Raw genomic sequence first — 23,611 nt, forward strand, 5'->3', positions numbered from 1 at the left:
TGGAGGGGAATCCAACAAGACTTTACTTGGTGGATTCCCCTGCCTGCTGGTCCTTGTCTGCAGCTGGATCAGTTTCGGTTGCCGGCTTCGCCTCGGATTCCGCGGAATCGCTCTTAGGCTCATCATCCTGGGATGCTGGCTCTTCTGCGTCCGCCTCGCGCTTCGCCGCAACAGCAGGCTGATCCGCAGAGTCCTGGTGATCCGCAGATTTCTCTGGGGTCGACTGGGACTGCGGCTTTTCCGGAGCCAGAGCAGTGACTTTCTCCGTATTGATGCTCGGAGCAGCAATGGAGACAGGCTTTTGCGCTGCCTGCGGGGCAGGAGCTTCGGGCTGCGTGGCTAAAGGTCGAGGTGCTTCCACTACCGACAGCGGCTGGCCGCCGTACTCGGCGATGTTCTGGTCCAACTCGCGCAGCATCTCTTCTGCTTCGGCAATGCGTTCGGCATCCTTGGAGTCCAAGGACTTCACAAGCCACTGCGCCAAAGCGAATTCGGCTGCCAATGCTGCTCGACGCATGATGTGCGGATCCGCTGACTTGCCCCGAGCTTCCACATAGGCGCTGAATACGCGCTCGCTGAAGCTCTGGTCTTCAATGGCAGAAAGCCACGCAAAATCATCGGCCGGGTCGCCAACATGCAAGTCGGTCCATCCCTTGACCGCGGTAATGCTGGAATGTGAAATCTGCAGCTGCTCTTCATCGAAGTCGCCATGGACTACGGCAGCGTTGAAACGCCACAGGGCCACATCTTCCATGGCGTGTTCCCAACGGCGTAGCAATCGGCTTGGTACCTTGCCGGTCGCTGCCGCGGTATCCAGCTCGTTGAGCTTTCGCTGGCGGATCTCATCTGCGGAGTAAGTTGGAAGGCCTGCGACTTCAACAGATTCATCGGGGATCTGGTGGATGGAAGCCATGCACTGGCCCAGGGCCTTGGCCAGATTGCTGCCTTCATCAACCAACTCGTCGAGGGTCGGGACGTGTCCGGGCATGTCTTTGTAGACGAAGGTGCGCAATGGTCCCTGTCGTACGGTGCCGGCGACAGCGGGCAGGGCGAAGGGAAGCGAAGCACGCACCTTCGCTGAGAATGCGCGCAAGGCTGAAAGCTCAGCTTCCAGGCGCATGCTGGCTTCGTCGTGGCGAGGTGAGCGTACACGCCAGCGATGCTTGAGTGCATCGACGATTAATGCTGAATCGAAGTCTTCTGCGTCGTCAGACAGCGCTGCGAAGCCCACCGGGGTCAGTCCGGGGACGGCGGCGGTGGCAATTGCGGCGAGTTCCATGGCAGTGCGTTTCACAAGTTCCACCGTATGCGAGATTCTCTTTCCTATCGTTGAATGACGCACGGAATATGGTGGGATTCACCGGCAATGCTCAGTGTTGCGACGAATCTCATTGCCCAACCGCAATCCACAACCAGAACGCATCGAGGTTCCAAGGCGCTGTGTGCATTAGGTTAGAGATATGGCGCTGGCAGAAATTTATCGAACACCACTTACCGGACTTCATTTTGGGCAGTCTTTGATTGAGCGCCCGCTGACCGAACAGCAAGATCCGCTGCTGCTGCCCAGCTTGCTGAAGCAAACGGGCACCAAGGTGATGCTGCTCAGCGGTGATGGGGCAGCAGCTACCGACTCTGAGCTGTTCTTCCTCAGCGGCACTCAATATCAGGCCAAGGAGTCAGAACGCCAGGTCTACCTAGGTCGTGCTGCCGGCACAGACTATGTCCTGGCCATAGTGGAGGCCGACGACTACAAGGACTCGGGCTTGGGCAGCTGGATGACCCTGCGCGAAGGCTTCGCCATGCTCTGCGAGCTGCATGCCGAACTCTTTGTTGAAGCCCAAGCCATAGCCAACTGGATTCGTTCGGAGAAGTTCTGCCCGCGCTGTGGTTCGCCGGTTGCCGCAGCAACCTTCGGCTGGGGCCAGCGGTGCGTGAATAATGACCATGAACTGTTTCCGCGGACCGATCCGGCAATTATTGCCTCGGTGATCGACAGCCAGGACCGTTTGCTCTTGGGATCCAACGCCACCTTCAAAAAACGGATGTACTCGGTGCTCGCTGGCTTCGTGGAAGCAGGGGAGTCCTTGGAATCTGCCGTGCGCCGCGAAATCTTTGAAGAATCAGGGGTGCGTATTGGCGAGGTGGCCTACCGCGGCTCCCAGCCTTGGCCGCTGCCGCGATCCTTGATGCTTGGTTTCGCCGCTGAAGCTGTGAGTGAACAGCTGGTTCCGGACGGCGCTGAAATCATGGATTTGCGCTGGTTCACCCGGGCCGAACTGCGTGAGGCTCTGGAATCGGGAACAATAGAGATACCGCGCGGAGTCTCGATAGCCCACGCATTGATCCGTACCTGGTACGGCGAACCCCTTCCGGAGGCCCTGAACAAGTGACCGAATACGACAATCCGCCAGCAGTAGATTTGCTCGCGGGCCTGGACGCTGAACAGCGGCAAGCAGCTGAAACCCTCAGTGGTCCTCTGTGTATTCTGGCCGGAGCAGGTACTGGCAAGACCAGAGCTATTACCCACCGCATCGCCTATGGCGTGCATACCGGAATCTACAATCCAACCAGTGTTCTTGCCCTGACCTTCACTACGCGTGCAGCTGCCGAGATGCGCACCAGATTGCGCCAGCTTGGCGCCTCGGGGGTGCAAACCCGCACTTTCCACGCAGCGGCGTTGCGCCAGCTGCAGTACTTCTGGCCCCAGGCCATTGGCGGTAGCTTGCCTAACCTGGTGGAGCACAAGGCTCCGCTGATTGCCGAAGCCGCTCGGCGCCTGCGCATTTCCAGCGATCGGGCGATGGTGCGTGATTTGGCCGCGGAAATTGAATGGGCCAAGGTGTCCATGCATACCCCGGAGAGCTACGCAAAAATCGCCTCATCGCGTGACCTGCCAAATGGTCTGGAAGCTGTGAGCATGGCGCGTATTTTCCAGACTTACGAAGAGCTTAAAGATGACCGCTCTGTCATCGACTTTGAAGATGTGCTGCTGCTGACCATCGCGATTCTTGAAGACAACGAAAAGGTCGCAGCGAACGTACGCCAGCAATACCGGCACTTTGTTGTCGACGAGTACCAGGACGTTTCGCCGTTGCAGCAACGGCTGCTGGATCTCTGGCTGGGCCAGCGCAATGAGCTATGCGTAGTCGGAGACGCATCGCAGACTATTTATTCGTTCACCGGTGCACGCCCGGATTTCCTGTTGAACTTCAGCGCCCGCTTCCCAGAAGCAAAGGTCGTCAAGCTGGTACGTGATTACCGCTCGACCCCTGAAGTGGTGAACCTGGCCAACAAGGTGCTGGCCAACCGACGCATCGAATCCCAAGTTCCAGATCGCAACGTAACTTGGCCAGAGCCACTGGAGCTCATTGCCCAACGCGATCATGGTCCGGCACCTGAGTTCTTTGAAGCAACCGATGATGAAAATGAAGCTGAGGAAGTCGCGCAGCGCATCAAGAAGTTGCTCAAAAACGGCCAAGACATCTCCGAAATTGCCATCCTTTACCGGACCAACGGACAGTCCCAGGCTTTTGAACAAGCCCTGACGGCCTATTCCATTCCGTACGTAATGCGCGGAGCCGAACGATTTTTCTCCCGTCGGGAAGTCAAGGAGGGCATGCTCGCTTTGCGGGCAGGGCTGAGCGTTGCCGAGGATACCCCGGTGGCACAGATGGTCCGCGACATCCTCTCTTCACATGGCTACTCGGTCAATGCGCCTAGCGGTGGAACCGGTGCAGTGCGCCAACGGTGGGAATCGATGTCGGCGCTGGTGCGCTTGGCTGATGAAGTTGTTGCACTGAAAAAACAGCAAGAAATTGATGCAACCTTGCACGATGTAGTCAAAGAGCTCGAAGACCGTGCAGCGATCCAGCACGCACCGACGCTTGATGGCGTCACCTTGGCATCATTCCACGCTGCCAAGGGCTTGGAGTGGGCCGCAGTATTTCTCGTTGGACTCAACGAAGGCCTGGTTCCCATCTCCTATGCCAAGGATCAGGCAGGCTTCGACGAAGAACGTCGTCTGCTCTACGTGGGTATTACCCGCGCCCGCATGCATCTGTTCCTTTCATGGTCACTTGCCAGAACCCCCGGCGGGCGAGCTCACCGCTACCCATCAAGGTTCCTTGACGGCATTAAATCGGTACGCCAAGCCAGCAGCAGGCAACCAGCTGCGTACCGCAAACGTGAACAGAAAGTCACTCCAGCAGTCTGCACGACGTGCGGGTCCTTCTTGACCAGCGCCAAGGAACGCAAGCTCAAGCGTTGTGCTTCTTGCCCTGCAGCCTATGACGAAGCACTGTTTGAAAACTTGCGTGAATGGCGATCTGAAATTGCGCAATCGAATGCCGTCCCGGCTTTCGTCATCTTCACCGATGCAACGCTGATGGCCATTGCCGAGCACCAGCCGGATTCGGTCCAAGGCCTGTCAAAGATTCCAGGGGTGGGTCGAAGCAAGCTCGAACGCTATGGCGAAGCAGTACTTGCTGTCGTAGGCGAGCATCGCGCATAGGGCTGTGCACAGTTGGGAAACCAAAGCAGTAGCCGTACCTCGCGAAGACTTAGCTTTTAAGCAATGAACTGGCTGGCGGATCAGGCGATTCGCGGCCAGCGCCGTAAAGAAGGGAAGGGGCGCGGTGAAATGCCAGCTTTTCCAAAGACCGTTGACTTCGTAGCTCCAGATGAGATCCCGGTACGGATCATCCGTTCAGCCAAGCGCAGCAAGACCATCTCCTCCCAATGGCGTGATAACCGTCTAGTGGTTCAAGTTCCTGCGGCGTTGGATGAGAAATCCGAGCGAACCTTCGTTGACGAAATGATCGCGAAGTACCGCAAAGGACGCCATGCGCGCACCGCAGGGCATACCGACGACGCATTGGAGCTTCGCGCCGCATCATTGGATGAGAAATACTTTGCCGGCAGGGGCGCGCCGGAATCTGTCCGTTGGGTTTCCAACCAGAACAAGCGTTGGGGTTCAGCGTCCTACCGGCAACGTACGATTCGACTATCGGCAACGCTGCAGCACATGCCCAGCTGGGTGCAGGACTATGTCTTGGTCCACGAACTGGCACATCTGGTAGTGCCGAAGTCAGGTCATGGCCCCGAATTCCAGGCGCTGCTGAACCGATTCGAGCGTCGTGCCCAGGCCGACATCTTCTTAGAGGCATTCCATGCCGGCTACAACGCACACGCTAAGGAACTTGGTCGGGCCGCTGACGAGCTTTCGGGCTTCGGGGACGACGAAGAACAATGAGATGAAGCAAAAATGTGGCATGCGCGCGGTAAGCGCACATGCCACATTTTTATTTGGACCTGTTTAGTTCTTTGGATCCTCTGGGTTTCCAGATTCATCTTTGCCTTCGGGATCTTCTCCAGCTTCGGGATCAAGGTTCTCGAACCCGCCGTCCAAGAGCTTGCCCAAAGCGGCGTCGAAATCATCGAATTCGGTCGCGGCCAGTTCACGGCGATGCGTGAACCCCTTCGGATCAGTGAGATCTTCAACCGTAGGCATCAGATCAGGGTGGTCCCAAACAGCGTCGCGGCCATCGGTTCCACGCTCTTCATGCAGGTGCTCCCACAGGGCAGCGGCTTCGCGCAATTTGCGTGGGCGCAGCTCAAGACCTACCAAGGAAGCGAACGCTGACTCTGCCGGACCGCCGGATGCGCGGCGACGACGCATCGTCTCACGCAGGTGGCCGGCAAATGGGAGGTTCTGGGCGGCCAAGGAGACTACGTGGTCAACCCAGCCTTCAATCAATGCCAACGTCAGCTCGAGGCTTTCAAGAGCCTTTTCCTGAGCGGGCGTACGCTGCTGAGCGAACATTCCTTCACCGAGCATCGACTGCAGGGCTTCAGGATTAGACGGATCGATATCGCGTACTGCCTCTTCAACGGCAGACATGTCGATGTGGATGCCGCGAGCGTAGGACTCCACCGCACCGATCAACTTGGAGCTGAGCCATGGGACTCGGGCGAACAACCGTGCGTGGGCGTTTTCGCGCAGCACCACGTACAGCAGGACCTCCTGCTCCGGAATTTCCAGGCCATCGCCAAACTTGCTGACGTTAGTGGCAATAATGCCGGGGGTGGTTCCCGCCAGGGGCAGTCCGATATCGGTGCCGCCGAGCACGTCGGTAGCCAAGCCGCCCAGGGCGGTACCCAGCTGCATGCCGAACATGCTCGCTCCCAGAGTGCGGAACATGGAATCGGAGTTTCCGAGCATGCCCTTCATTTCCTCGGGGATCTGGTCCTTCATCGCGCTGGTGATTGCTTTAGCCACTGACTCGGCGACCGGTTCGGTAACCTGCTTCCACGTAGCCAAGGTCTTGTCGTACCAGCGCTTGCGAGTCCAGGCCTCGGTCACGTGGCCGTTCGGCTCGAACACCGTGGCGTTGTTGAGCCACAGATCAGACAGGTTTGAAGCATCGCGGATGGCGTTATTGCGCGCCTCGGAAACCGCCGGATCATCGCTGGCATAAGCCTGCAATGCCGTATCGGATGCGAGTTTCCAGTTCACCGGACCGGAGGAGGCGTTATTGCTCATCATCGCGGACATCATTGCTTGAGCCTGCTGCATCATTTTCTGCATCGCAGCCGGATCACCTTGAGCGCCAAGGGCATCGCGAAGCTGCGGTGGGAGGTCATTCGGGTCGAATCCGCCACCGAAGAGCTGACCAAACATTGCAGAAAATGGGTCCTGCGGATTGTTTTCGTCGTCGTCGCCGTTGGGGCGGTTGTTCGGGGGGTTCTGTGCCATGTCTTTAAAACTACCGCGACTAGCTGATAGTTCCCATGAATCGGGGCATCAGTTCGCTTTCGGCACATCGAATACTCCTTGATGCTGATGCTTTTCATCCCTTGGCTTCAGTAGGCTAAGGAGGGAGGAAGTCTGCAAGGACTGATCCACTATTTTTTTGACAGTTGGCGGGAGCAGGATCAGTGCACGTACGGGAACCACAAGACTCGACTCTGGAGCCGGGCGATTCTGCCCGTACTCCGCAAGGTTCCAAAACCATCAAGCGCACGAGCGCTGGCATTGTTGCGCTGTTGCTCATCGGCGTGATGATGTTCCTCCCTACGAATTTCATGATCCGTTCGCCTGGCCCGGTGTTCAACACCCTTGGCGAGGACAACGGGCACGACGTGGTTTCGATTAAGGGCGCCGAAACGTACCCTTCGGACAGTGTTCTGGATCTGCTGACCATCTACGTCCAAGGTGGCGGGCAAAACCGAATCACCATCCCTGTCGTGCTCGAAGCGCTGATCAACCCGACCAAGGATGTTGTTCCGGAAGAAACGATCATTTCCCGCGGTGTCTCTTCAGTAGAGAAAAATGAGCAGAATGACTTCATGATGACCTCATCGCAGGACCTGGCAGTGGCTGCGGCATTGACTGAGCTCGATGAGGATTTCACCGAATGGCTGACAGTTGCCGAATTCTCCACCGACACGAACGAGAAGGCACTTGAGCCGAAAGATCGTCTGCTGAAATTTGAAGGCGAGGAAATCACCTCCCTCAAAGAGCTGAAATCCGACCTGAATTCCCATGGAGCCGAACCAGCGACCTTGACCGTTGGCCGGCCGGACAAGCACGGGGTCTACAGCAACACCGATGTCACCGTGAACACCACAGAAGCCGAAAACGGTGACCGTCAGCTGGGTGTCTACTTGGGCGCCGAATACGAATTCCCCATTGATGTGAGCTTCGGATTGGAAAATGTTGGCGGCCCAAGTGCCGGCATGATGTTTGCCTTGGCGATCATTGATCGTTTGACGGAGGGCTCATTGGCCGGCGACGTGCATGTGGCTGGCACCGGTGAAATTACTGCCGATGGGGAAGTGAAGCCAATCGGCGGAATAGCGCAGAAGATGGTCGCGGCGAAGAATGCAGGAGCAACCGTCTTCCTCGCTCCTGCAGATAACTGCGCGGAAGCTGTTGGACGGGTGCCGGACGGGCTGAACGTCATCAAGGTTTCAACCTTGTCGCAGGCCCGCCAAGCCTTGGAGAAGATTTCTAAGGGAGAAGACCCGAAGACTTTCACGACTTGTGAATAGATTTAGCCGAGCATCAAGGGAAGAATGTGATGCAAGGAATCAAAATTGTACAAATACATTCGTACAAGACTTAGGTACACGAGTTCTCTGGTTGCAAGCAACGAGCAGAACCCAAAGTAAGGAATAGATAGTGTCTTACGGATCGGATAGTCCGTTCGGGGGTCCTCCACGGCCCCAAGAACCACAACGACCTTCCAACCCCTCGGGCAAGAAAGCCTCGCCGCTGACCCTGACCATCTTCGCGGTGGTCATCCTCGTCGCGGTCTTCGTTTTCTTGTCGAACTTCTACGCTGACATCCTGTGGTTCAATCAGCTGGGGTTCTCCCAAGTTTACTGGACTGAACGTATTGCCAAGCTCGTGATCTTCGTGATCGCTTTGGTATTGATGGCAGTACCCATGTGGTTCTCGATGCGCAGTGCCTACAAGCACCGCCCAGTCTATGCGCCAAACTCAACTCGACCTGATTCCATGTCGCGTTACCAGGCCCAGCTGGAACCAGTCCGCCGTTTCTTAATGGTCGGCATTCCGGTGGTGATCGGCATTTTCGCTGCTGTTGCCGTAGCCGGCCAGTGGCAGACCATTTTGCTGTTCTTCAACCAGGTTGGATTCGGAAGCACTGACCCGCAGTTCAATATGGACCTGGGCTTCTTTGTTTTCTCCTTGCCGTTCATCGGTCTGGTCAATGGCTTCCTGATTTCAGTTGTGCTGCTCGGCGGCGTAGCTGGCCTGCTGACTCACTACCTCTATGGCGGCATCCGTGTCGAAGAGCGTGGCGGCATTACCGTTGGCAAGGCCGCTCGCGTGCACACCGCAGTAGTGGTAGCTGTCTTCCTGATTCTGCAGGGTGTGAACTTCTGGATTGGCCAGTATGAGACCTTGACCGACCAGTCCGGTCGTGTTGCCGGTGCACTGTACAAGGATGTCCATGCTGTCATCCCGGCTCAGATGATTCTGGCTATCGTGGCTGTACTGATTTCCATCACCTTCGTGATTGCAGCAATCAACGGCCGCTGGCGATTGCCATTGATCGGTACTGCCATGCTGGTTGCTACCATGATCGTTGCCAGCGGCGTCTACCCATTCCTGGTTCAGCAGTACAAGGTAGTCCCTTCCCAGCGTGCCCTGGAGCGCGACTACATTGAGCGCAACATCGAAATGACGCGCTTGGCCTTCGGTCTGGACGAAGTCGAAGTTACCGACTACGACGCAAAGATCTCGACCGAGAAGAACGCTCTGGCTGAGGAAACGGCAACCACTGCGAATATCCGTTTGCTGGATCCGAACTTGGTGTCGGCTGCTTTCGCGCAGCTGCAGCAGTTCCGTGGCTACTACACCTTTGCCGAGACCTTGAACGTTGACCGTTATGAGATCGACGGCAAGGTTGAAGACACTGTTATTGCAGCCCGTGAAGTAAACGTTGACCCGACTGACACCTGGGTAAACCATCACATTAACTACACCCACGGTTATGGGCTGGTGGCTGCTTACGGTAACCGCGTAGCTGCTGGCGGCCGTCCGGACTTCATGCTTGGCGGCATTCCTACCTCCGGTAGCTTGATTACCGATGAGGACTACGAGCCGCGTATCTACTTCGGTGAGAATTCCCCGTCCTACTCGATTGTCGGCGGACCGGACGAAGGCTGGACCGACCAGGAACTTGACCGCCCAGGTACCGGTGGCGAGAACCAGGACACCCGTTACACCTTCCAGGGTGATGGTGGTCCAAACGTTGGCAACATGTTCAACCGTTTGGTCTACGCATTGAAGTTCGCCTCTACTGACCTGTTGCTTTCACAGAACGTCAATAGCGAGTCGCAGATCCTCTACGATCGGGATCCGCGTGATCGCGTGAGCAAGGTTGCGCCATACCTGACTCTGGATTCCCAGGCTTACCCTGCCATCATCGATGGCCGCGTGCAGTGGATCGTGGATGGCTACACCACCTCGAATGACTTCCCATATGCACAGCAGCAGCAGCTTGATTCGGCAGTGACCGACTCTTTGACCAATGCACAGGACCTGTCCTTGACCGGTCGGGTCAATTACCTGCGCAACTCGGTGAAGGCAACTGTTGATGCCTATGACGGTACGGTCAAGCTTTACGCTTGGGACACCGAAGATCCGATTCTGAAGGCTTGGCAGGGAATCTTCCCTTCGGCCTTGAACTCCTTGGATGACATGTCCGCTGAACTTATGGAGCATGTCCGCTACCCAGAAGACATGTTCAAGGTGCAGCGCGAAGTGCTGACCACCTACCACGTGGATGATCCGGATGCGTTCTACGAGTCCAACGATGCGTGGGCCGTCCCTGATGATCCGACATCGTCTACCGCGGGCGTCAAGCAGCCTCCGTACTTCATGTCCCTGAAGATGCCTACCCAGGATGAAGCTTCGTTCTCGTTGACTTCGACGTTCATTCCTGCCGCAGCGGCCAATGGCCAGCAGCGTAACGTGCTCTTCGGCTTCCTCTCCGCCAATGCCGACGCTGGTTCAAAGTCCGGAGAGAAAAATGAGGACTACGGAAAGCTGCGTCTGCTTGAGCTGCCTCGAGACACTGCGGTACCTGGTCCAGGCCAGGCTCAGCAGAACTTCGATACCAACACCCGCGTGACCACTGAGCTGAACTTGCTGCGTCAGGGTGCTTCGGAAGTCAAGAACGGCAACCTGCTGTCCCTGCCCGTTGGCGGCGGTATCCTCTACGTCCAGCCGGTATACGTCCAGTCTTCGGGCCAGACAAGTTACCCAACCCTGCGTAAGATTCTGGTTTCCTTCGGTGACAAGGTCGGCTTCGCCGATACCTTGGCTGAGGCGCTCGATGAGGTCTTTGGCGGCGAATCCGGTGCTGTAACCGGTGAAACCGAAGGCGTCTCGCCTGAAGACGCTCCAAAGGGCGAGAAGGAACCGACCAAGACCGATACGCAGAAGCTCTCTGAGGCTCTGGCCGATGCGAACGAAGCGATCAAGGCTGGCCAGGAAGCGCTGGCCAAGAGCGACTTCGGAGCTTATGGTGAATCGCAGAAGAAGCTGGAAGATGCCTTGAACCGTGCGATGGACGCAGACGCTGCCATCAACGGCACCGAGGCTGAAGGCGAAGTGAAACTGGACGACGGTACGAATGAGGACGCCGCCCAGTCGCCAGCACCACAGGATGGCGCCGAGGGCTAAGTATCAGCCTCAGCTTCCCGATTTGCTTTCACTCCGCGATGATGCAAGAATTGTCTAGTCATCGCGGGGTGGAGCAGTTCGGTAGCTCGCCGGGCTCATAACCCGGAGGTCAGAGGTTCAAATCCTCTCCCCGCCACGAATGACAAAATGGAGATCCGAAAGGGTCTCCATTTTGCGTTAACCGCCAAGGTGCCTGCCTGCCGGAAAACCCTGAGAATAATGCCTGGGTCAGTGGGGTCAATGAACGAGGGAGAGCAGGCATGCGATGCTTTGCGAGAGCTGCCAGATCCAACGGGCAGAACTGCACGCAGATGCTGGATGCTTTTTGGCAGTGAAGAATTCCAGAAAAAGCTGAATCCAGCGAGAGGGGCATTCGGGTACGTACGGAGAGCTGCCGCGCTGGATAGAAGCAAGGACGCTGAATGACCCGGCTATATGGGTATCACGGATGAATAATTCGGCTCAGGTGGGAGTTGTAGGCGTAGTGCGATTAAGGACACTCTCCTCGATTCGCTATTGAGTTCATCTGTTGGTAAAGTTGTATTTACCGACGCGGGGTGGAGCAGTTCGGTAGCTCGCCGGGCTCATAACCCGGAGGTCAGAGGTTCAAATCCTCTCCCCGCCACGAAAGTGGAAACGGAGATCCGAAAGGGTCTCCGTTTTTGGTTTAACACCATGTTGCCCAGTTGGCGCCTGCGGCTCATCACGCAACATGGCCAGCATGCCACAGGGGAGTCAAGATTACGGGCTTCGGTTCCTTGCTCGCATGATGCTCGTGGGCCCTTTGCAAGTAGGGCGAAGGGCCGTCGGGGTGCCAGAGGAGCAGTACCTGAAGACGTCCGCTTTACGGGTTGGAACCAGCCGGTTTTGTGCGGGTGACGAAGGCCACTGTCTCAGGATTAGCCAAGTCATTCACTGATTGGTAATGTTGTATTTACCGACGCGGGGTGGAGCAGTTCGGTAGCTCGCCGGGCTCATAACCCGGAGGTCAGAGGTTCAAATCCTCTCCCCGCCACGAAAGTGGAAACGGAGATCCGAAAGGGTCTCCGTTTTTGGTTTAAGCATTAAAAACAATTGGCTGGCAGCTTTCATGCTGCCAGCCAATTGGCGGTTCTTCGGAAAGCCGAGAGCTTAGCTTTCCAGAGCACCTGTCTGCTTGGCCTTCAGAGCGGCCAGACGGGCTTCTACCTCGGTCTGCTCACCTAGATCCTCCAGTGATTCGAACTGTGCGTCCAGGCTCGATGCCTGCAGCTCAGCGGCACCGCGAGCACGGGCTTCTTCCCGGCGGACTTTTTCTTCAAAACGGCCAATCTCGCTGGATGGGTCCATGATATTCACGGACTTGATCGCTTCATTGACCTGGTTCTGGGCATGAGCCGATTTGGAGCGGGCTACCAGCTCGTCGCGCTTGCTGGCCAGCTCGGTGCGCTTTTCCTTCATCATGTTCAAGCCGTTCTTGAGCTTGTCCACAATTTCACGCTGAGAAGCGATGGTCGGTTCGGCGGTCTTCATCTCGGATTCCGCCTGAAGCTGGCGCTGGATAGCGACCTTGGCCAGATTATCGAACTTCGAAGCTTCATCAGCCTTGCCGGCCCCACGGAACTCATCGGCCTTATTGGAGGCTGCCAGAGCCTTGTTGCCCCACTCCGAGGCAGCCTGTTCATCTTCGCGGAAGTCGTCTTCCAGCATGCGCAGGTTGCCGATGGTCTGGGCAATGGCCTGCTCCGCTTCGGCAATATTGTCGTTGTAGTCACGCACCATCTGATCCATCATTTTCTGAGGATCCTCAGCTGCGTCGAGCATTGCATTGATGTTGGCCTTGGCTAGCTGGGAAATGCGTCCGAAGATTGACTGCTTGATCATGGTTGGACCTTTCTGTCCGTCAGGAAAACACTGGGTAATTCAAAACCACTGGTGAAACTAGGCAGGCGAGCTAGAAATTGCCGCCGCCACCGCCGCCTCCGAAGCCACCTCCTCCGAAACCGCCGCCGTCTCCACCGCCGAAGCCGCCGAAGCCGCCCCCGCCGAAGAATCCTCCGCCGTCGCCGCCGCCGGAATGGCCGCCATGGCCACCGCCGCCGAGGATGGTATTGATCAGGATGCCACCGAGCATTGCTCCGCCAATACCATCGAACATTCCGCCGCTGCGTCCGCGGCCATAGTTTCCGTACCCGTTGGAGTCGCCGAAACCGCCAAATCCGCTGACGTCGCTTTCAGCCATCTGCGCTGCCTGATCGGCGAGCTGGATGGCACGCTGTGCGGAAGAAACAGCACGCTGCGGGTCGTTTCTGGCCAGCGAACGGGCCTCATCAAAGGTGCGCTGGGCCTCCGCAAGACGGGTACGCGCCGAGGAGCGCACGCCGCCGCGGCGGGCACGGATGTAATCGTCGGTACCGCTGATGCGCGAGGCCGCAGTATGCAGCAACGAGTCCAGCTGGGACATTGCCGCCTGCTGTTGCTGCGCGTGGTTGCGCGAACTCGCTAGCGCATCGGAGAGTGGTCGGACTGCCTCATCAAGCTGGGTAATCAATGCCAGGGGATTGTACTTGTCGCTGCCCAGAGCCTGCTTGGTGCTGTTCAGGGCGCTGCGGACGCCAGCAGCGGCACTTGCCAGGCTTGGATTCGAACCGTTGGCGACAAATGCATCGGCTTGCGCCAGATCGCGTTCGGCCAGTGCAATGGAAGACTTCAAATCCTGCTGTGCCTGGCCCAAGGCTTCGCCAGCCTTGTTGATGGCCTTGAGCAGCACGTCGGCCTGGTCTTGTGCTTCTTCCGCATTTTGGATCAGGATTGCGGCGTTGGACCGGTCGGTGGCCAGCTTTTCTGAAGCCTGCTTCAGCGCCGAGGCCGCAAAGGTCAATCGATCGGCGGCTTGATCAGCGTTGTCCTTGATCTGTGAAACTGCACTGGCGTCATACTGGGCTGCCAGGCGCTCGAAGTCGGCGACGCGCGCCGACAACCGCTGGTTGAGAGGTTCCTGATTCGCAGATACTTCGGCAATGCGCGCTTCGGCATTCTGCTCCAGCTGGCGCAGCTGCTTGAACTCGTTGGCATGCTCCTGCAATGAAGCATTGACCTTCTGGCAGCGGTCAATGATCTCGTTCAACCAGGAACGCTGATCCTGCTCGGTATCGGGGATATCGTCATCCAGCTGCTGCTGCAGGCGGAAGGACTCGGTCAGATGGGTCTTGGCCTGTTCGATATCTTGAACGTAAACCTCGATCGCCTGCTTGCCGTACTGTGCTTCGGCGAAGCCCAATTCCTGCTGGGATGAACGGATTGAGTCATCCGCTGCCACCAGCAGCTGGTCTGCCTGCAAGCGCAGCTGATCCAACGGGACCAACGGTGCCTGCGGGGCGGGGGACCCTTTGTGTCCTGGATACGGGCCTTGGCCGCCCTGGCCAAGCTGATTAGCCTTCTTCTTGCCGCGCCGGGAAAGGAAGAGATAACCAACCACTGCAACCGCACCAATGACCAGGACTACGGTAAGGAAGCCGCCACCGGAGGAAGAACCGTCCGGGCTGCCACCAGATTCAACGCTGCGTATGCCCTCGATGGCCCCGTCCACTGCGCCGGCCCAATCATTATTGCCCAACGCTGCGCTAATCATGCTGTTGTAGATTTCGGTGTCTGCCTCGGCAATCGGACCACCGGAGGCGCCCTCAAAATATGCTTGGCGACTTTGAGTGGCGACCACCAGAATCGAGTCGGCGCTGCCCAATCCCTTTTTGTTGGCTACAGCCAGGGCCCACTCATCGGCCTGGGTCGGATCCGAGAACTCATCGACGAAAATCGCATACAGATTCAGCCCGGTGTCGTTTCGCAGTTCTTTGATTTCGGATTCCAAGCGCTGCTCGTCGGCCCCAAGGACGCCTGAAGAATCCACCACGAAGTCGCCAGGTGGAATCGTTACAGGCGATTCGGCCATCGCAGGTGCCGATATGCCTATCGAGGCTACCGTTGCCAATACTGCTCCTGCCAGGAGCCGTCGAGCTTTCATACGCATGTCTTGTTTCCCCACCTGATATGCATCAGTCAATCAAAAATCGGAAAATCCCGATCTGGTGATCCCCGAGATTGGGTTCACACTTATGATTGATTCTATTTGGCCTAATGAACAACGTCTACGCCATTCAGCTGGCAGAATAGTTAACTCACAGGAGGCGCTCAGAGACCACAATTCGATGCCACAGACCAGAGATGAATAATGGAACTCAAGACAATCTTCAGTTCGAAAGAGGCAAGCCATGAGCCAGACACCGAATGAGCCGCGTGGGAACAGCGCAGACGATTCCCCAGAGCCAGCGAACGAGACCACCCCGGTAGCTTCGTCCGAACCTACAGTGCGTTATCCCCGAGTGAACCAGACACCGGCCGCCAGCGAGCAGCCAACGGCTTCCTATGCGTCGTCGGATGCTCCGGCAGCACACTCCCAAGGGCAGCCAGGACACAACGGATCTGCCTATGGATCTCCTTATGGCACCGCGCCTCAGGGTCCTGAAAATTACCCGATCCCGCCAGAGAAGCGTTCCAAGAACAAGAAGTCCTACTCCGGCAGCGTCCTGATCGCAGGCATGGTCGCAGCTGCCTTGGTTGGCGGTGTCACCGCCGCTGGAACCACCTACGTGATGAACGATGACGCTGGATCGTCGTCGGTAACTAATTCCACAAGCCAGGGTGTGGTCATCAACAACCCGGACTCGGTTACCGAGGTTACGGCAGCCGCTGCCAAGGCCAGCCCGAGCGTGGTCACCATCGAGGTCTCCGGAAACGGGTCAAGCGGATCCGGTTCGGGCATCGTCCTTGATAAGAGCGGCAATATTCTGACCAACACCCACGTGGTGACCTTGGGTGGCGAAGTTGCCGATCCTTCGATTTCGGTACAGATGAACGACGGATCGGTGCATAGCGCCACCGTTGTCGGAACCGACCCGCTTTCTGATCTGGCCGTGATCAATATTCAGGCTGAAGGGCTGGTGCCTGCCACCTTGGGCTCGTCGGCTGATTTGAATGTCGGGGACTCCGCCGTAGCAATTGGTGCACCGCTGGGTCTGAGCGGCACGGTGACCGACGGAATCATCTCAACGCTGAACCGCACCATTTCTGTCGCTTCCTCCGCTGTTCCCAAGGAAAGCGACCAGGGTGAAGGTGGAGATGGCAACCAGTTCAACTTCCAGTTCCCAGGACAGGAAAAGGAACAGCAGCGCTCCAGCGGTTCCATCTATGTGAACGTGATCCAGACCGACGCGGCGATTAACCACGGCAACTCAGGTGGTGCCCTGGTCAACGCCAATGGTGAAATCATCGGCGTCAACGTCGCGATCGCATCCTCTGGCAGCAGCGAAGAAGGCGGGTCGATTGGCGTGGGCTTCGCCATCCCGATCGATTATGCCAAGCGTGTTGCCCAGGAGCTGATCGATAACGGCGTGGCCACCCACGGCCTGCTCGGCGCCACAGTGACTCCGCAGGGTCCTGCCAAATCCGACCAGCAATCCCGTTCTTCGTTCTCGGTAGGCGCTCGCATTGTTGAAGTTTCCGCTGACTCGGCAGCCGAAAAGGCGGGCTTGAAGTCCGGTGACGTCATCACCGGTGTCAACGGCCGTGCCGTTCAGGACTCCCAGACCGTCACCGCGGCGATCAGGGAAATTCCTGCCGGGGGAGAGGCAAAAATTACCTACCTGCGTAACGGTCAGGAAGAAACCGCGACAACTACCGTGGGAACCCTGTCAAACGGCTAAACAAATCGTCATGATGACGCTGTGAATCAAGTGACGCAAGCTGGTCAGCAACCAGCCTGCGTCACTTGTTGTTCTCAGAGCGATAAACACTCGGTGAACAGCGTTGAGTCGATACGATAGATACTGAAGAAATCAGTCTGCATCGGTGCCCGGCACTGGTGTGGGCATCAAAGCTTGTAGGAAGGCGCGAATGAGCGAGGAAAGCACCACGCCACTGAAAATAGTGGTCCTGGTCAAACACGTCCCAGATGTTCAGTTTGATCGTCACATCGATTCGGAGACACTGCGCCTTGACCGTGCAGAATCGGTGCTGTCCGAACTAGACGAGTACGCAGTGGAAGCAGCTGTAGCCATTGTGGAAGCCAACGGCGGTTTCGCCGCCGGGCATGAAGTCATCGCCGCATCCATGGGTCCTAAGGGATCGGGCAACTCGGTCAAGAAGGCGCTGCAGATGGGAGCCAGCTCGGGACTTCACCTGAACGATGAAGCCCTGGCCGGCTCTGACACCATCGCCACTTCCAAGGCCCTGGCGGCATTGGTTGAGCACGTGGGCAACGTGGACCTGGTGGTTACCGGCATGTCCTCGACCGACGCTGAAACCTCGGTCATCCCAGCTCAGCTGGCAGAACGCCTCGACTTTGCACAGCTGACCCACGCCCTTGAGGTTGGATTTGATGCCACGCAGCGTGAACTGAGCATCAAGCGCGATCACTTGGATCGCACCTTGACGTTGAAGGCGAACCTGCCAGCGGTGCTTTCGGTGACCGACCAGGCCAATGAGCCTCGCTACCCGAACTTCAAAGCCATCATGGCCGCCAAGAAGAAGACCGTCACGGAACTGGACCTCGCAGCCATCGGGCTTGAAGCGGCAGCCGTTGGCGCCACTGGTTCGAACGCCGAAGTGCTCGGAGCAGAAGCCCGCCCGGCACGCGAAGCCGGAACAGTCATCAATGACAGCGGCCAAGCAGGCATTGCCTTGGTAGATTTCCTGGCCGAACAGAAGCTGATCTAAGGAATATTGAACATGCCTTCAGCACTTGTATTTTTCACTGAACTTTCCCAAGCACCTTCCAAGGCCCAGCGTGAATTGCTGACTCTGGCCTCCGGTTTTGAGAATCCTGCCGTGGCCGTGGCCTCCGAAGTTGGCGCTGGCGCCCGGGAAGTCCTCGCCTCCTATGGCGTGGCGAAGCTTTTCACCGCTGCCAGCGATGAGCAGATTTTCGGCGCGCATGAGATCTCCGTGCTCGACGCTGCTCTGCAGGCTACCGGCGCGGAACTGGTCCTGCTAGCCAACGACAACTTCAGCCGTGAGCTCGGTGCCCGCCTGGCAGTACGCCACAATGGCGCGATCATTACCGATGTAACTGGCATCAGCGCGGACCTGGTCGCCACCAAGGACGAACTCGCCGGAAGCTACAGCGCCCAGGCAAAGGCCATCCGCGGCACCCTCTTTGCCACCTTGAAACCGAACAGCATCCAGGACGCCCCGGCAGCTTCTTCCTCGGCTCTCGCGGTAGAAGAACTAGCGCTCAATAGCGCAGGCGACGCCAAGGTCCGTATTGCCGACGCGCAGGCCAAGGCAACCAGCGACCGCCCGGCCTTGTCCGAAGCCCGTGTTGTGGTTGCCGGCGGACGCGGTGTCAATGGCGACTTCGGCCCGCTTGAGGACCTTGCTGACGCGCTGGGCGCCGCAGTAGGTGCCTCGCGCGCAGCCACCGACGCTGGCTGGATCTCCCATGACGCGCAGATCGGCCAGACCGGTGTCACCGTTGCCCCGCAGCTGTACATCTCTGCAGGCATCTCTGGCGCGATCCAGCAAAAAGCCGGCATGCAGACCAGCAAGTTCATCATCGCCATCAACAAGGATGTCGACGCACCAGTGTTCGAAATTGCAGATCTGGGCATCGTCGGCGATCTGGCCAAGGTGCTGCCGCAGGCAGCCGAAGAGATCCGTCGTCGCCAAGCATGATCGATACAACACCTTTCATCAACGCCCGCACCGCACGTGTCCTGGCCTTCGGCGCCCATCCCGATGATCTGGATTTCGGTGCCGCAGGTACCGTCGCGGCCTTAACCGCTGCCGGTGTGGAAGTGCAGTACTGCATCATGACCGACGGAGATGCCGGTGGATTCGATGACCGTGATCCTGAACTGACCGCAAAGCTGCGCCATGAAGAGCAGAAGCAAGCCGCGGCCAAGGTCGGGGTCAGCACCGTGCACTTCCTGGGCGAACGCGATGGGTTCTTGGAAGCCAACCATGATGTCATGCGCAAGGTCGTTAGGCTGATGCGGCAAGTCAAGCCGACCATCGTGATTGCCATGCACCCGGAACGCAAATGGGAACGGATCCAGGCAGCCCACCCAGATCATCTGGCCTGCGGCGAAGCGGTGACCCGCGCGATCTACCCTGCGGTGGAAAATCCTTTCTCCTACCCGGAGCTGCTCGCTGAAGAAGGCCTCGAAGCCTACAAGGTGCCTTGGCTCTGGTTATGCGGAGCACCGCAGGAACGCGAAAACGCGTACGTCGACATCACCGAGTTCTTTGACAAGAAGATGGATGCTTTGCGTTCGCACTTCACCCAGCACCCGGATGTTGGGGCGATGGAAAACTATGTTTTGCAGCAGTGTGAAGAAAATGCGCAAAGTGCAGGCTTGGCCCAAGGCAAGCTTGCGGAAGCTTTCCATGTGGTTGCGGTCAACGCCAGCGACACCATCGCAGGGTTCTAACCTTTGTAGCTGCGTCTAGGCCGAAAAAGAGCTCGGGGCGAAGATCATGAATTGATCTTCGCCCCGAGCTCTTTGGCTAGCTGTCGCAGCAATTACTTTTCGTCTTTTGCGGCCTTATCTTCAGCCAGTGGCAGGTCGACGGAGGCTTCAGCATCTGCCGATGGTGCCTCCGGGATCTTAGAACCCTCAACGGTGATGTGAAGGGCAATCACGTCATCGGCTGGGGTCAATCCTGCCGAGGCGTCTTCACCGGTGCTGGAAACGATGACGGAGATGCTGCCGGATTCACGCACTGCCCAAGCAACGTACTGTTCCGAACCGTCCAAAGCAGGAAGTTCTGAGAGTTCAACGCCTACGGCATTTTCAGACTCCGAGGAGCTGAGAACCGCTTTTCCGCCGCTCTTCAGTTCAACGGTCTGCGTGATGGCGTCAGCGGCGTCGGCAGCTTTAGAGGCCTTGGTGCCTCCGTTGAGCAGAGACAAAATGACCACCGCTAGAACGACGATGATGGCGAGTCCCGTGACGGCGAAGATCCAGCGCTTAGGCTTTTTCTTTGCTGCGCGTGAACTGCTGGCCACTTGGCTCACCAGATCTAGACCCAGGTTCTCTTCCTGGGGCTCGTCGCGGTGCTGAGAATGGCTACCGTTCATTGTCTTGGAATCTCCCGAAGTGTAGTCGGCACAGTTCAATACCTGGAAACTGCAGGTACAGACTCGAGCCTACTTTATAAAGATTAGGTAAAGCTGTATGCGTGGCGTTGGCGAGCTGGTATTTTACGCGCCGGCAAAGCCGTGCTGGCGCCAAGCCTCGAAAGCAACCACTGAAGCGGTGTTAGCCAGATTCATCGACCGACGGCCTGGAAGCATGGGCAAGCGAACCAGGTCGGTGACCCGTGGATGCTTCTTCTCTTCGCTGCTCAAGCCGACCGATTCGCGGCCGAAGAGCAGGATGTCGCTGGTCTCGTAGCTGATGTCCGAGTAGACGGTGCTGCCTTCGGAGGTGAATGCGAAGACACGGCCCTCACCGAGGGCTTCAAAAGCTGCGTCGAGATCCTCATGGACGGTGACGTAAGCAAGGTCGTGGTAGTCCAAACCTGCACGACGTAGATTGGCATCTTCGAAGTTGAAGCCCAGGGGCTTCACCAAATGCAGCTCTGCGCCGGTGATGGCGGCTAGTCGGATAGCGTTGCCGGAATTACCCGGGATCTCTGGGGCATTGAAAACGATACGAAACACTGAACCAGTTTAAGCTCTCGAAACCGGAATTCGAGCCATTGAACTTAGTACATCGCCTCACGCAGTCGTGCCAGCGCTACGCGATCGACGACATTTGGCGATGGGCCAGAGCCCAAAAAGAGTTTCAATTCGCGAATCAAACCCGCCGCGTTGAGCACATTCGGCGTCGAGGCAAGCGTGGGATCGGCATTGCGACGGTACTCAATGACCGGTTCATGATAATTTCCGTTGGCCGAGAGCACCAGGGTGAAGGAAACCACGTTCATCTGCATGAATTGCCGTTGCAGACCGGAGATGGAGAATTGTGGCGGCTGGGTCAGTTTATTGCCGTGACGCAAAACATGCCCGTCGAAGGAGTAGTAGCCATCAGGCAAAGTCATCGTATTGATCACTGCCATGCGGTAACCGGCGAACAGCACATGGTCGTAGTACCCGGAGGAAGGCGAGCGCAGGCCGTTGACCAAGCGCGCAGCCGGCAGGACATTCAAAAGGTTCTTGGAGAGCAAGTTGATGCTCTGGGCTTCGCGGAATAGCCGCGCACGGTTGGAGAACAGTCCGCGCTTACGCGGCTCTCCGTGAATCCGCTGCTGACAGATCTTGGGATCCAACAAATCAAAGGAATCCACGGAGAACGGCGGAACATATTCGGTGGGCAGCTGGGCCTTGGGCTGCTGGGGGCTCTTGCGTAAACGTTCGTCGAAAGGCTTGGCGGTGAAGCCGGCGCGTGGGGCATTGCCCGGAGTTTGGAACGTCTGCTCATGGCTCAGCGGAGTCGCGGCATCGTTGATCTGCTGGAAGGCGCGTTGGACCTCTTTGAACTTGTCTTCGCTTCCCCCGAGATCCGGGTGGGTCGCGCGAGCGGCCCTGCGGTAAGCCACCTTGATCTCTTCCATGCTTGCAGTGGACGCGACACCAAGAATTTCATACGGGCTTGGTGTGCTCATTGAACGGAAGAGTCCTCTCGGTGGAATGGCCAGATGGCCGGTGAATCCTAGTTTAGCGAACCGAACCCAGCGTTTTCTTTGTAGAAGCGCCAAGTTGCTGGGTAATCTCTATTCTCATGAGTTCTTTTGTTCATGCCGGAAAAATCCGGGTTATCTTCCACCCCGCTTCAGGCCGAGGCCGAGGGATGCGCCGGGCACAGCAGCTTGCCCAAGGGCTCAGTGCGCTGGGGCTGGACCATGAACTGCTCGATACCTCGGTGAACAGTGTGGAACAAGTGGGTAACCAGCTCAAGGCGTCGCGTGCCATCGTGATCATCGGTGGCGATGGGCTGGTCCACCACAGCATCCAGCGCATTGTCGGGACGACCATCCCCATTGGCATCATCCCAGCAGGAAGCGGCAACGACTTTTGGCGCATGACCATTGATTCAAACGCTGAAGAATCCCTGGCCAAGGTGTTGGAATTTTTCCAGAACCCCACCTCTACAACTCCCATCGACGTACTCGAGCTGCGCTTCGACCATACCAGCGGAGCGCACCGCTATGCGCTGGGGGCGGTTTCCTGGGGATTTGAAGCCACCGTCAATGCCAAGGCCAACGCACTGCCGCGACAGCTTGGTGCCCTGCGGTACATTGCAGGCCTGGTCTTGAGCCTGCCGCAATTACGCGGCTACCGCAGCGAGGTGCGGGCCGACGGGCTGGAATTCAGTGGAAGCGTCTTGGCCGCCAGCCTGGCAAATATCAAATCCCTCGGCGGAGGGATCAGGCTTTTCCCGCACGCGGACTTCTCCGATGGATTCGCAGAACTGGCGATGGTGCGCGGACCTCGAATCCTGCGGGTCCTGCCGCATCTGGCGAAGATCCTCACGGGCGCACCGCACCCGTGGAAAGTCAGCGCCCAGCTGAAACAGGCACGTGTTGAAACTACTCAGCAAAGCTATGCCGATGGGGAACTGGTAGGGCAGGGCCCGTTTGAATTAGCGGTTATCCCTGCGGGGATCCAGCTGATTTCTTGAGCCGGTAGTCGCAGAAGAGCATGCTGTCCTCTTCAAAGAGGGCATGCAGGTCAAAGGATTGGAACGTCTGCGGGCCGTGTGCTGCAATCCGCATGCCGTCTCCAGCTACCACGGCAGGGGAGTAGCTAATGCAGGCCGAGTCAACGACGCCGGCGGCGGCAAACTGCCCAAAGATGTGGGGGCCTCCTTCTGCATGGATGAAGCCGTGCCCCTGCGCCTGCAGATACGCAATGATTTCCTGCGGATCACATCCACCATCGGTTTCTGAAACCTGCACCAGAGTTGTATTCGGGCCGAATGCCTGGCGCTGTTCGCTGGTGACCCTGACGCTGGTGAATAGCAAAACCGGAACCGGGGACTGGACGAACACCGGATCGTTCGGTTCCAGGTTCAGTCCTCGCGAAATGAGCGCCAATACAGGCTGCGGGGCCATGCCCTGCTCAACGCGCCAGCTGATATCTTCGTCAGCGAGCAATTGGCCTTCGTAGCCTTCGGCACGAACCGTTCCAGCGCCCACCAGGATTACGCTGGCAAGGCGCCGCAAGAGCGCGAAGATCCTGCCATCGGCGGGGGAACCCAGGCCTTTTGACAGTCCATTGACCTGTGCACTGCCATCGATGCTGCTCACGAAGTTGAAACGCACGAACAGACGTTGCTCACTGGAGTAGCTCTGTAGCAGGAACCGGTCATCAACCTGATCGGCCGGGTGGGGCAGCAATGCACGCATCTTGAG

General features: G+C 57.7%; 18 protein-coding genes and 3 tRNA genes. 13 read left to right on the forward strand and 8 right to left on the reverse strand.

Annotated elements, in window-relative coordinates:
- Positions 1-22: 22 nt before the first annotated feature.
- On the reverse strand, positions 23-1,294 hold the full coding sequence (locus AB4Y71_RS04655; protein ID WP_441718270.1) for a phosphotransferase: 1,272 nt from the start codon (positions 1,292-1,294) through the stop codon (positions 23-25).
- Positions 1,295-1,460: 166 nt separating this feature from the next.
- Between AB4Y71_RS04655 and nudC the strand changes: the two genes are divergently transcribed.
- From nudC to AB4Y71_RS04670, 3 genes are all read left to right on the forward strand, one after another.
- A complete protein-coding gene (nudC, locus tag AB4Y71_RS04660) occupies positions 1,461-2,390 on the forward strand; it encodes an NAD(+) diphosphatase (RefSeq protein ID WP_134779838.1) in 930 nt (309 codons plus the stop codon).
- Positions 2,387-4,510, forward strand: a complete 2,124-nt coding sequence (locus AB4Y71_RS04665) for an ATP-dependent DNA helicase UvrD2 (protein WP_441718273.1) — start codon at positions 2,387-2,389, stop codon at positions 4,508-4,510. The genes nudC and AB4Y71_RS04665 overlap by 4 nt, the downstream gene beginning before the upstream one ends.
- A gap of 129 nt (positions 4,511-4,639) precedes the next feature.
- Positions 4,640-5,251: a SprT-like domain-containing protein gene (locus AB4Y71_RS04670; protein ID WP_441718276.1), complete on the forward strand. Its 612-nt coding sequence runs from the start codon at positions 4,640-4,642 to the stop codon at positions 5,249-5,251.
- A 63-nt stretch (positions 5,252-5,314) separates the two neighbouring features.
- On the opposite strand, the gene AB4Y71_RS04675 is transcribed toward AB4Y71_RS04670, so the two are convergent.
- On the reverse strand, positions 5,315-6,754 hold the full coding sequence (locus AB4Y71_RS04675; protein ID WP_441718279.1) for a zinc-dependent metalloprotease: 1,440 nt from the start codon (positions 6,752-6,754) through the stop codon (positions 5,315-5,317).
- Between the two features lie 182 nt (positions 6,755-6,936).
- Between AB4Y71_RS04675 and AB4Y71_RS04680 the strand changes: the two genes are divergently transcribed.
- The 5 genes from AB4Y71_RS04680 to AB4Y71_RS04700 all read left to right on the forward strand — a co-directional run bounded on the left by AB4Y71_RS04680 (position 6,937) and on the right by AB4Y71_RS04700 (position 12,233).
- Entirely contained in the window at positions 6,937-8,052 is a 1,116-nt protein-coding gene (locus AB4Y71_RS04680) for a YlbL family protein (protein WP_441718281.1), read from the forward strand.
- 130 nt (positions 8,053-8,182) lie between these two features.
- Positions 8,183-11,218 carry a UPF0182 family membrane protein gene (locus AB4Y71_RS04685; RefSeq protein WP_441718282.1) on the forward strand — a complete coding sequence of 1,012 codons (3,036 nt, stop codon included), beginning with the start codon at positions 8,183-8,185 and terminating at the stop codon, positions 11,216-11,218.
- 62 nt (positions 11,219-11,280) lie between these two features.
- Positions 11,281-11,354, forward strand: a tRNA-Met gene (locus AB4Y71_RS04690).
- A gap of 415 nt (positions 11,355-11,769) precedes the next feature.
- Positions 11,770-11,843 (forward strand) — tRNA-Met (locus tag AB4Y71_RS04695).
- 316 nt (positions 11,844-12,159) lie between these two features.
- Positions 12,160-12,233 (forward strand) — tRNA-Met (locus tag AB4Y71_RS04700).
- A gap of 116 nt (positions 12,234-12,349) precedes the next feature.
- Here AB4Y71_RS04700 and AB4Y71_RS04705 read toward each other — a convergent pair.
- Both AB4Y71_RS04705 and AB4Y71_RS04710 read right to left on the reverse strand, forming a co-directional pair.
- Positions 12,350-13,081: a PspA/IM30 family protein gene (locus AB4Y71_RS04705; protein WP_013349471.1), complete on the reverse strand. Its 732-nt coding sequence runs from the start codon at positions 13,079-13,081 to the stop codon at positions 12,350-12,352.
- A 70-nt stretch (positions 13,082-13,151) separates the two neighbouring features.
- Positions 13,152-15,146: a TPM domain-containing protein gene (locus tag AB4Y71_RS04710; protein WP_441718285.1), complete on the reverse strand. Its 1,995-nt coding sequence runs from the start codon at positions 15,144-15,146 to the stop codon at positions 13,152-13,154.
- A gap of 319 nt (positions 15,147-15,465) precedes the next feature.
- Between AB4Y71_RS04710 and AB4Y71_RS04715 the strand changes: the two genes are divergently transcribed.
- The 4 genes from AB4Y71_RS04715 to AB4Y71_RS04730 all read left to right on the forward strand — a co-directional run bounded on the left by AB4Y71_RS04715 (position 15,466) and on the right by AB4Y71_RS04730 (position 19,683).
- Positions 15,466-16,956, forward strand: a complete 1,491-nt coding sequence (locus AB4Y71_RS04715; RefSeq protein ID WP_441718288.1) for a S1C family serine protease — start codon at positions 15,466-15,468, stop codon at positions 16,954-16,956.
- A gap of 190 nt (positions 16,957-17,146) precedes the next feature.
- A complete protein-coding gene (locus AB4Y71_RS04720) occupies positions 17,147-17,968 on the forward strand; it encodes an electron transfer flavoprotein subunit beta/FixA family protein (protein WP_013349468.1) in 822 nt (273 codons plus the stop codon).
- Positions 17,969-17,980: 12 nt separating this feature from the next.
- Entirely contained in the window at positions 17,981-18,925 is a 945-nt protein-coding gene (locus AB4Y71_RS04725; RefSeq protein WP_441718291.1) for an electron transfer flavoprotein subunit alpha/FixB family protein, read from the forward strand.
- Positions 18,922-19,683 (forward strand): PIG-L deacetylase family protein, encoded by a 762-nt coding sequence (locus AB4Y71_RS04730; protein ID WP_013349466.1) that lies wholly within the window; start codon positions 18,922-18,924, stop codon positions 19,681-19,683. Before AB4Y71_RS04725 ends, AB4Y71_RS04730 begins: the two co-directional genes overlap by 4 nt.
- A 92-nt stretch (positions 19,684-19,775) precedes the next feature.
- On the opposite strand, the gene AB4Y71_RS04735 is transcribed toward AB4Y71_RS04730, so the two are convergent.
- The 3 genes from AB4Y71_RS04735 to AB4Y71_RS04745 form a co-directional block, all read right to left on the reverse strand.
- Positions 19,776-20,333 carry an anti-sigma factor domain-containing protein gene (locus AB4Y71_RS04735; protein WP_013349465.1) on the reverse strand — a complete coding sequence of 186 codons (558 nt, stop codon included), beginning with the start codon at positions 20,331-20,333 and terminating at the stop codon, positions 19,776-19,778.
- Between the two features lie 123 nt (positions 20,334-20,456).
- A complete protein-coding gene (locus AB4Y71_RS04740) occupies positions 20,457-20,918 on the reverse strand; it encodes a tRNA (cytidine(34)-2'-O)-methyltransferase (RefSeq protein ID WP_013349464.1) in 462 nt (153 codons plus the stop codon).
- 44 nt (positions 20,919-20,962) lie between these two features.
- Positions 20,963-21,862 (reverse strand): DnaJ domain-containing protein, encoded by a 900-nt coding sequence (locus tag AB4Y71_RS04745; protein WP_441718294.1) that lies wholly within the window; start codon positions 21,860-21,862, stop codon positions 20,963-20,965.
- A gap of 116 nt (positions 21,863-21,978) precedes the next feature.
- Between AB4Y71_RS04745 and AB4Y71_RS04750 the strand changes: the two genes are divergently transcribed.
- Entirely contained in the window at positions 21,979-22,878 is a 900-nt protein-coding gene (locus AB4Y71_RS04750) for a diacylglycerol/lipid kinase family protein (RefSeq protein WP_441718296.1), read from the forward strand.
- Here AB4Y71_RS04750 and AB4Y71_RS04755 read toward each other — a convergent pair.
- A complete protein-coding gene (locus AB4Y71_RS04755) occupies positions 22,847-23,605 on the reverse strand; it encodes a dihydrofolate reductase family protein (protein WP_417365106.1) in 759 nt (252 codons plus the stop codon). The two genes, AB4Y71_RS04750 and AB4Y71_RS04755, sit on opposite strands and share 32 nt — an antisense overlap.
- Positions 23,606-23,611: the final 6 nt, after the last annotated feature.

This window comes from Glutamicibacter sp. MCAF14, from assembly GCF_052114325.1.
GTDB classification, from domain to species: domain Bacteria; phylum Actinomycetota; class Actinomycetes; order Actinomycetales; family Micrococcaceae; genus Glutamicibacter; species Glutamicibacter arilaitensis.

Coding starts and splice junctions, on each gene's coding strand:
- nudC (WP_134779838.1), top strand. CDS start 1,461: ATGGCGCTGGCAGAAATTTATCGAACACCACTTACCGGACTTCATTTT.
- AB4Y71_RS04670 (WP_441718276.1), top strand. CDS start 4,640: ATGCCAGCTTTTCCAAAGACCGTTGACTTCGTAGCTCCAGATGAGATC.
- AB4Y71_RS04675 (WP_441718279.1), bottom strand. CDS start 6,754: ATGGCACAGAACCCCCCGAACAACCGCCCCAACGGCGACGACGACGAA.
- AB4Y71_RS04705 (WP_013349471.1), bottom strand. CDS start 13,081: ATGATCAAGCAGTCAATCTTCGGACGCATTTCCCAGCTAGCCAAGGCC.
- AB4Y71_RS04710 (WP_441718285.1), bottom strand. CDS start 15,146: ATGGCCGAATCGCCTGTAACGATTCCACCTGGCGACTTCGTGGTGGAT.
- AB4Y71_RS04715 (WP_441718288.1), top strand. CDS start 15,466: ATGAGCCAGACACCGAATGAGCCGCGTGGGAACAGCGCAGACGATTCC.
- AB4Y71_RS04720 (WP_013349468.1), top strand. CDS start 17,147: ATGAGCGAGGAAAGCACCACGCCACTGAAAATAGTGGTCCTGGTCAAA.
- AB4Y71_RS04725 (WP_441718291.1), top strand. CDS start 17,981: ATGCCTTCAGCACTTGTATTTTTCACTGAACTTTCCCAAGCACCTTCC.
- AB4Y71_RS04730 (WP_013349466.1), top strand. CDS start 18,922: ATGATCGATACAACACCTTTCATCAACGCCCGCACCGCACGTGTCCTG.
- AB4Y71_RS04735 (WP_013349465.1), bottom strand. CDS start 20,333: ATGAACGGTAGCCATTCTCAGCACCGCGACGAGCCCCAGGAAGAGAAC.
- AB4Y71_RS04745 (WP_441718294.1), bottom strand. CDS start 21,862: ATGAGCACACCAAGCCCGTATGAAATTCTTGGTGTCGCGTCCACTGCA.
- AB4Y71_RS04750 (WP_441718296.1), top strand. CDS start 21,979: ATGAGTTCTTTTGTTCATGCCGGAAAAATCCGGGTTATCTTCCACCCC.
- AB4Y71_RS04755 (WP_417365106.1), bottom strand. CDS start 23,605: ATGCGTGCATTGCTGCCCCACCCGGCCGATCAGGTTGATGACCGGTTC.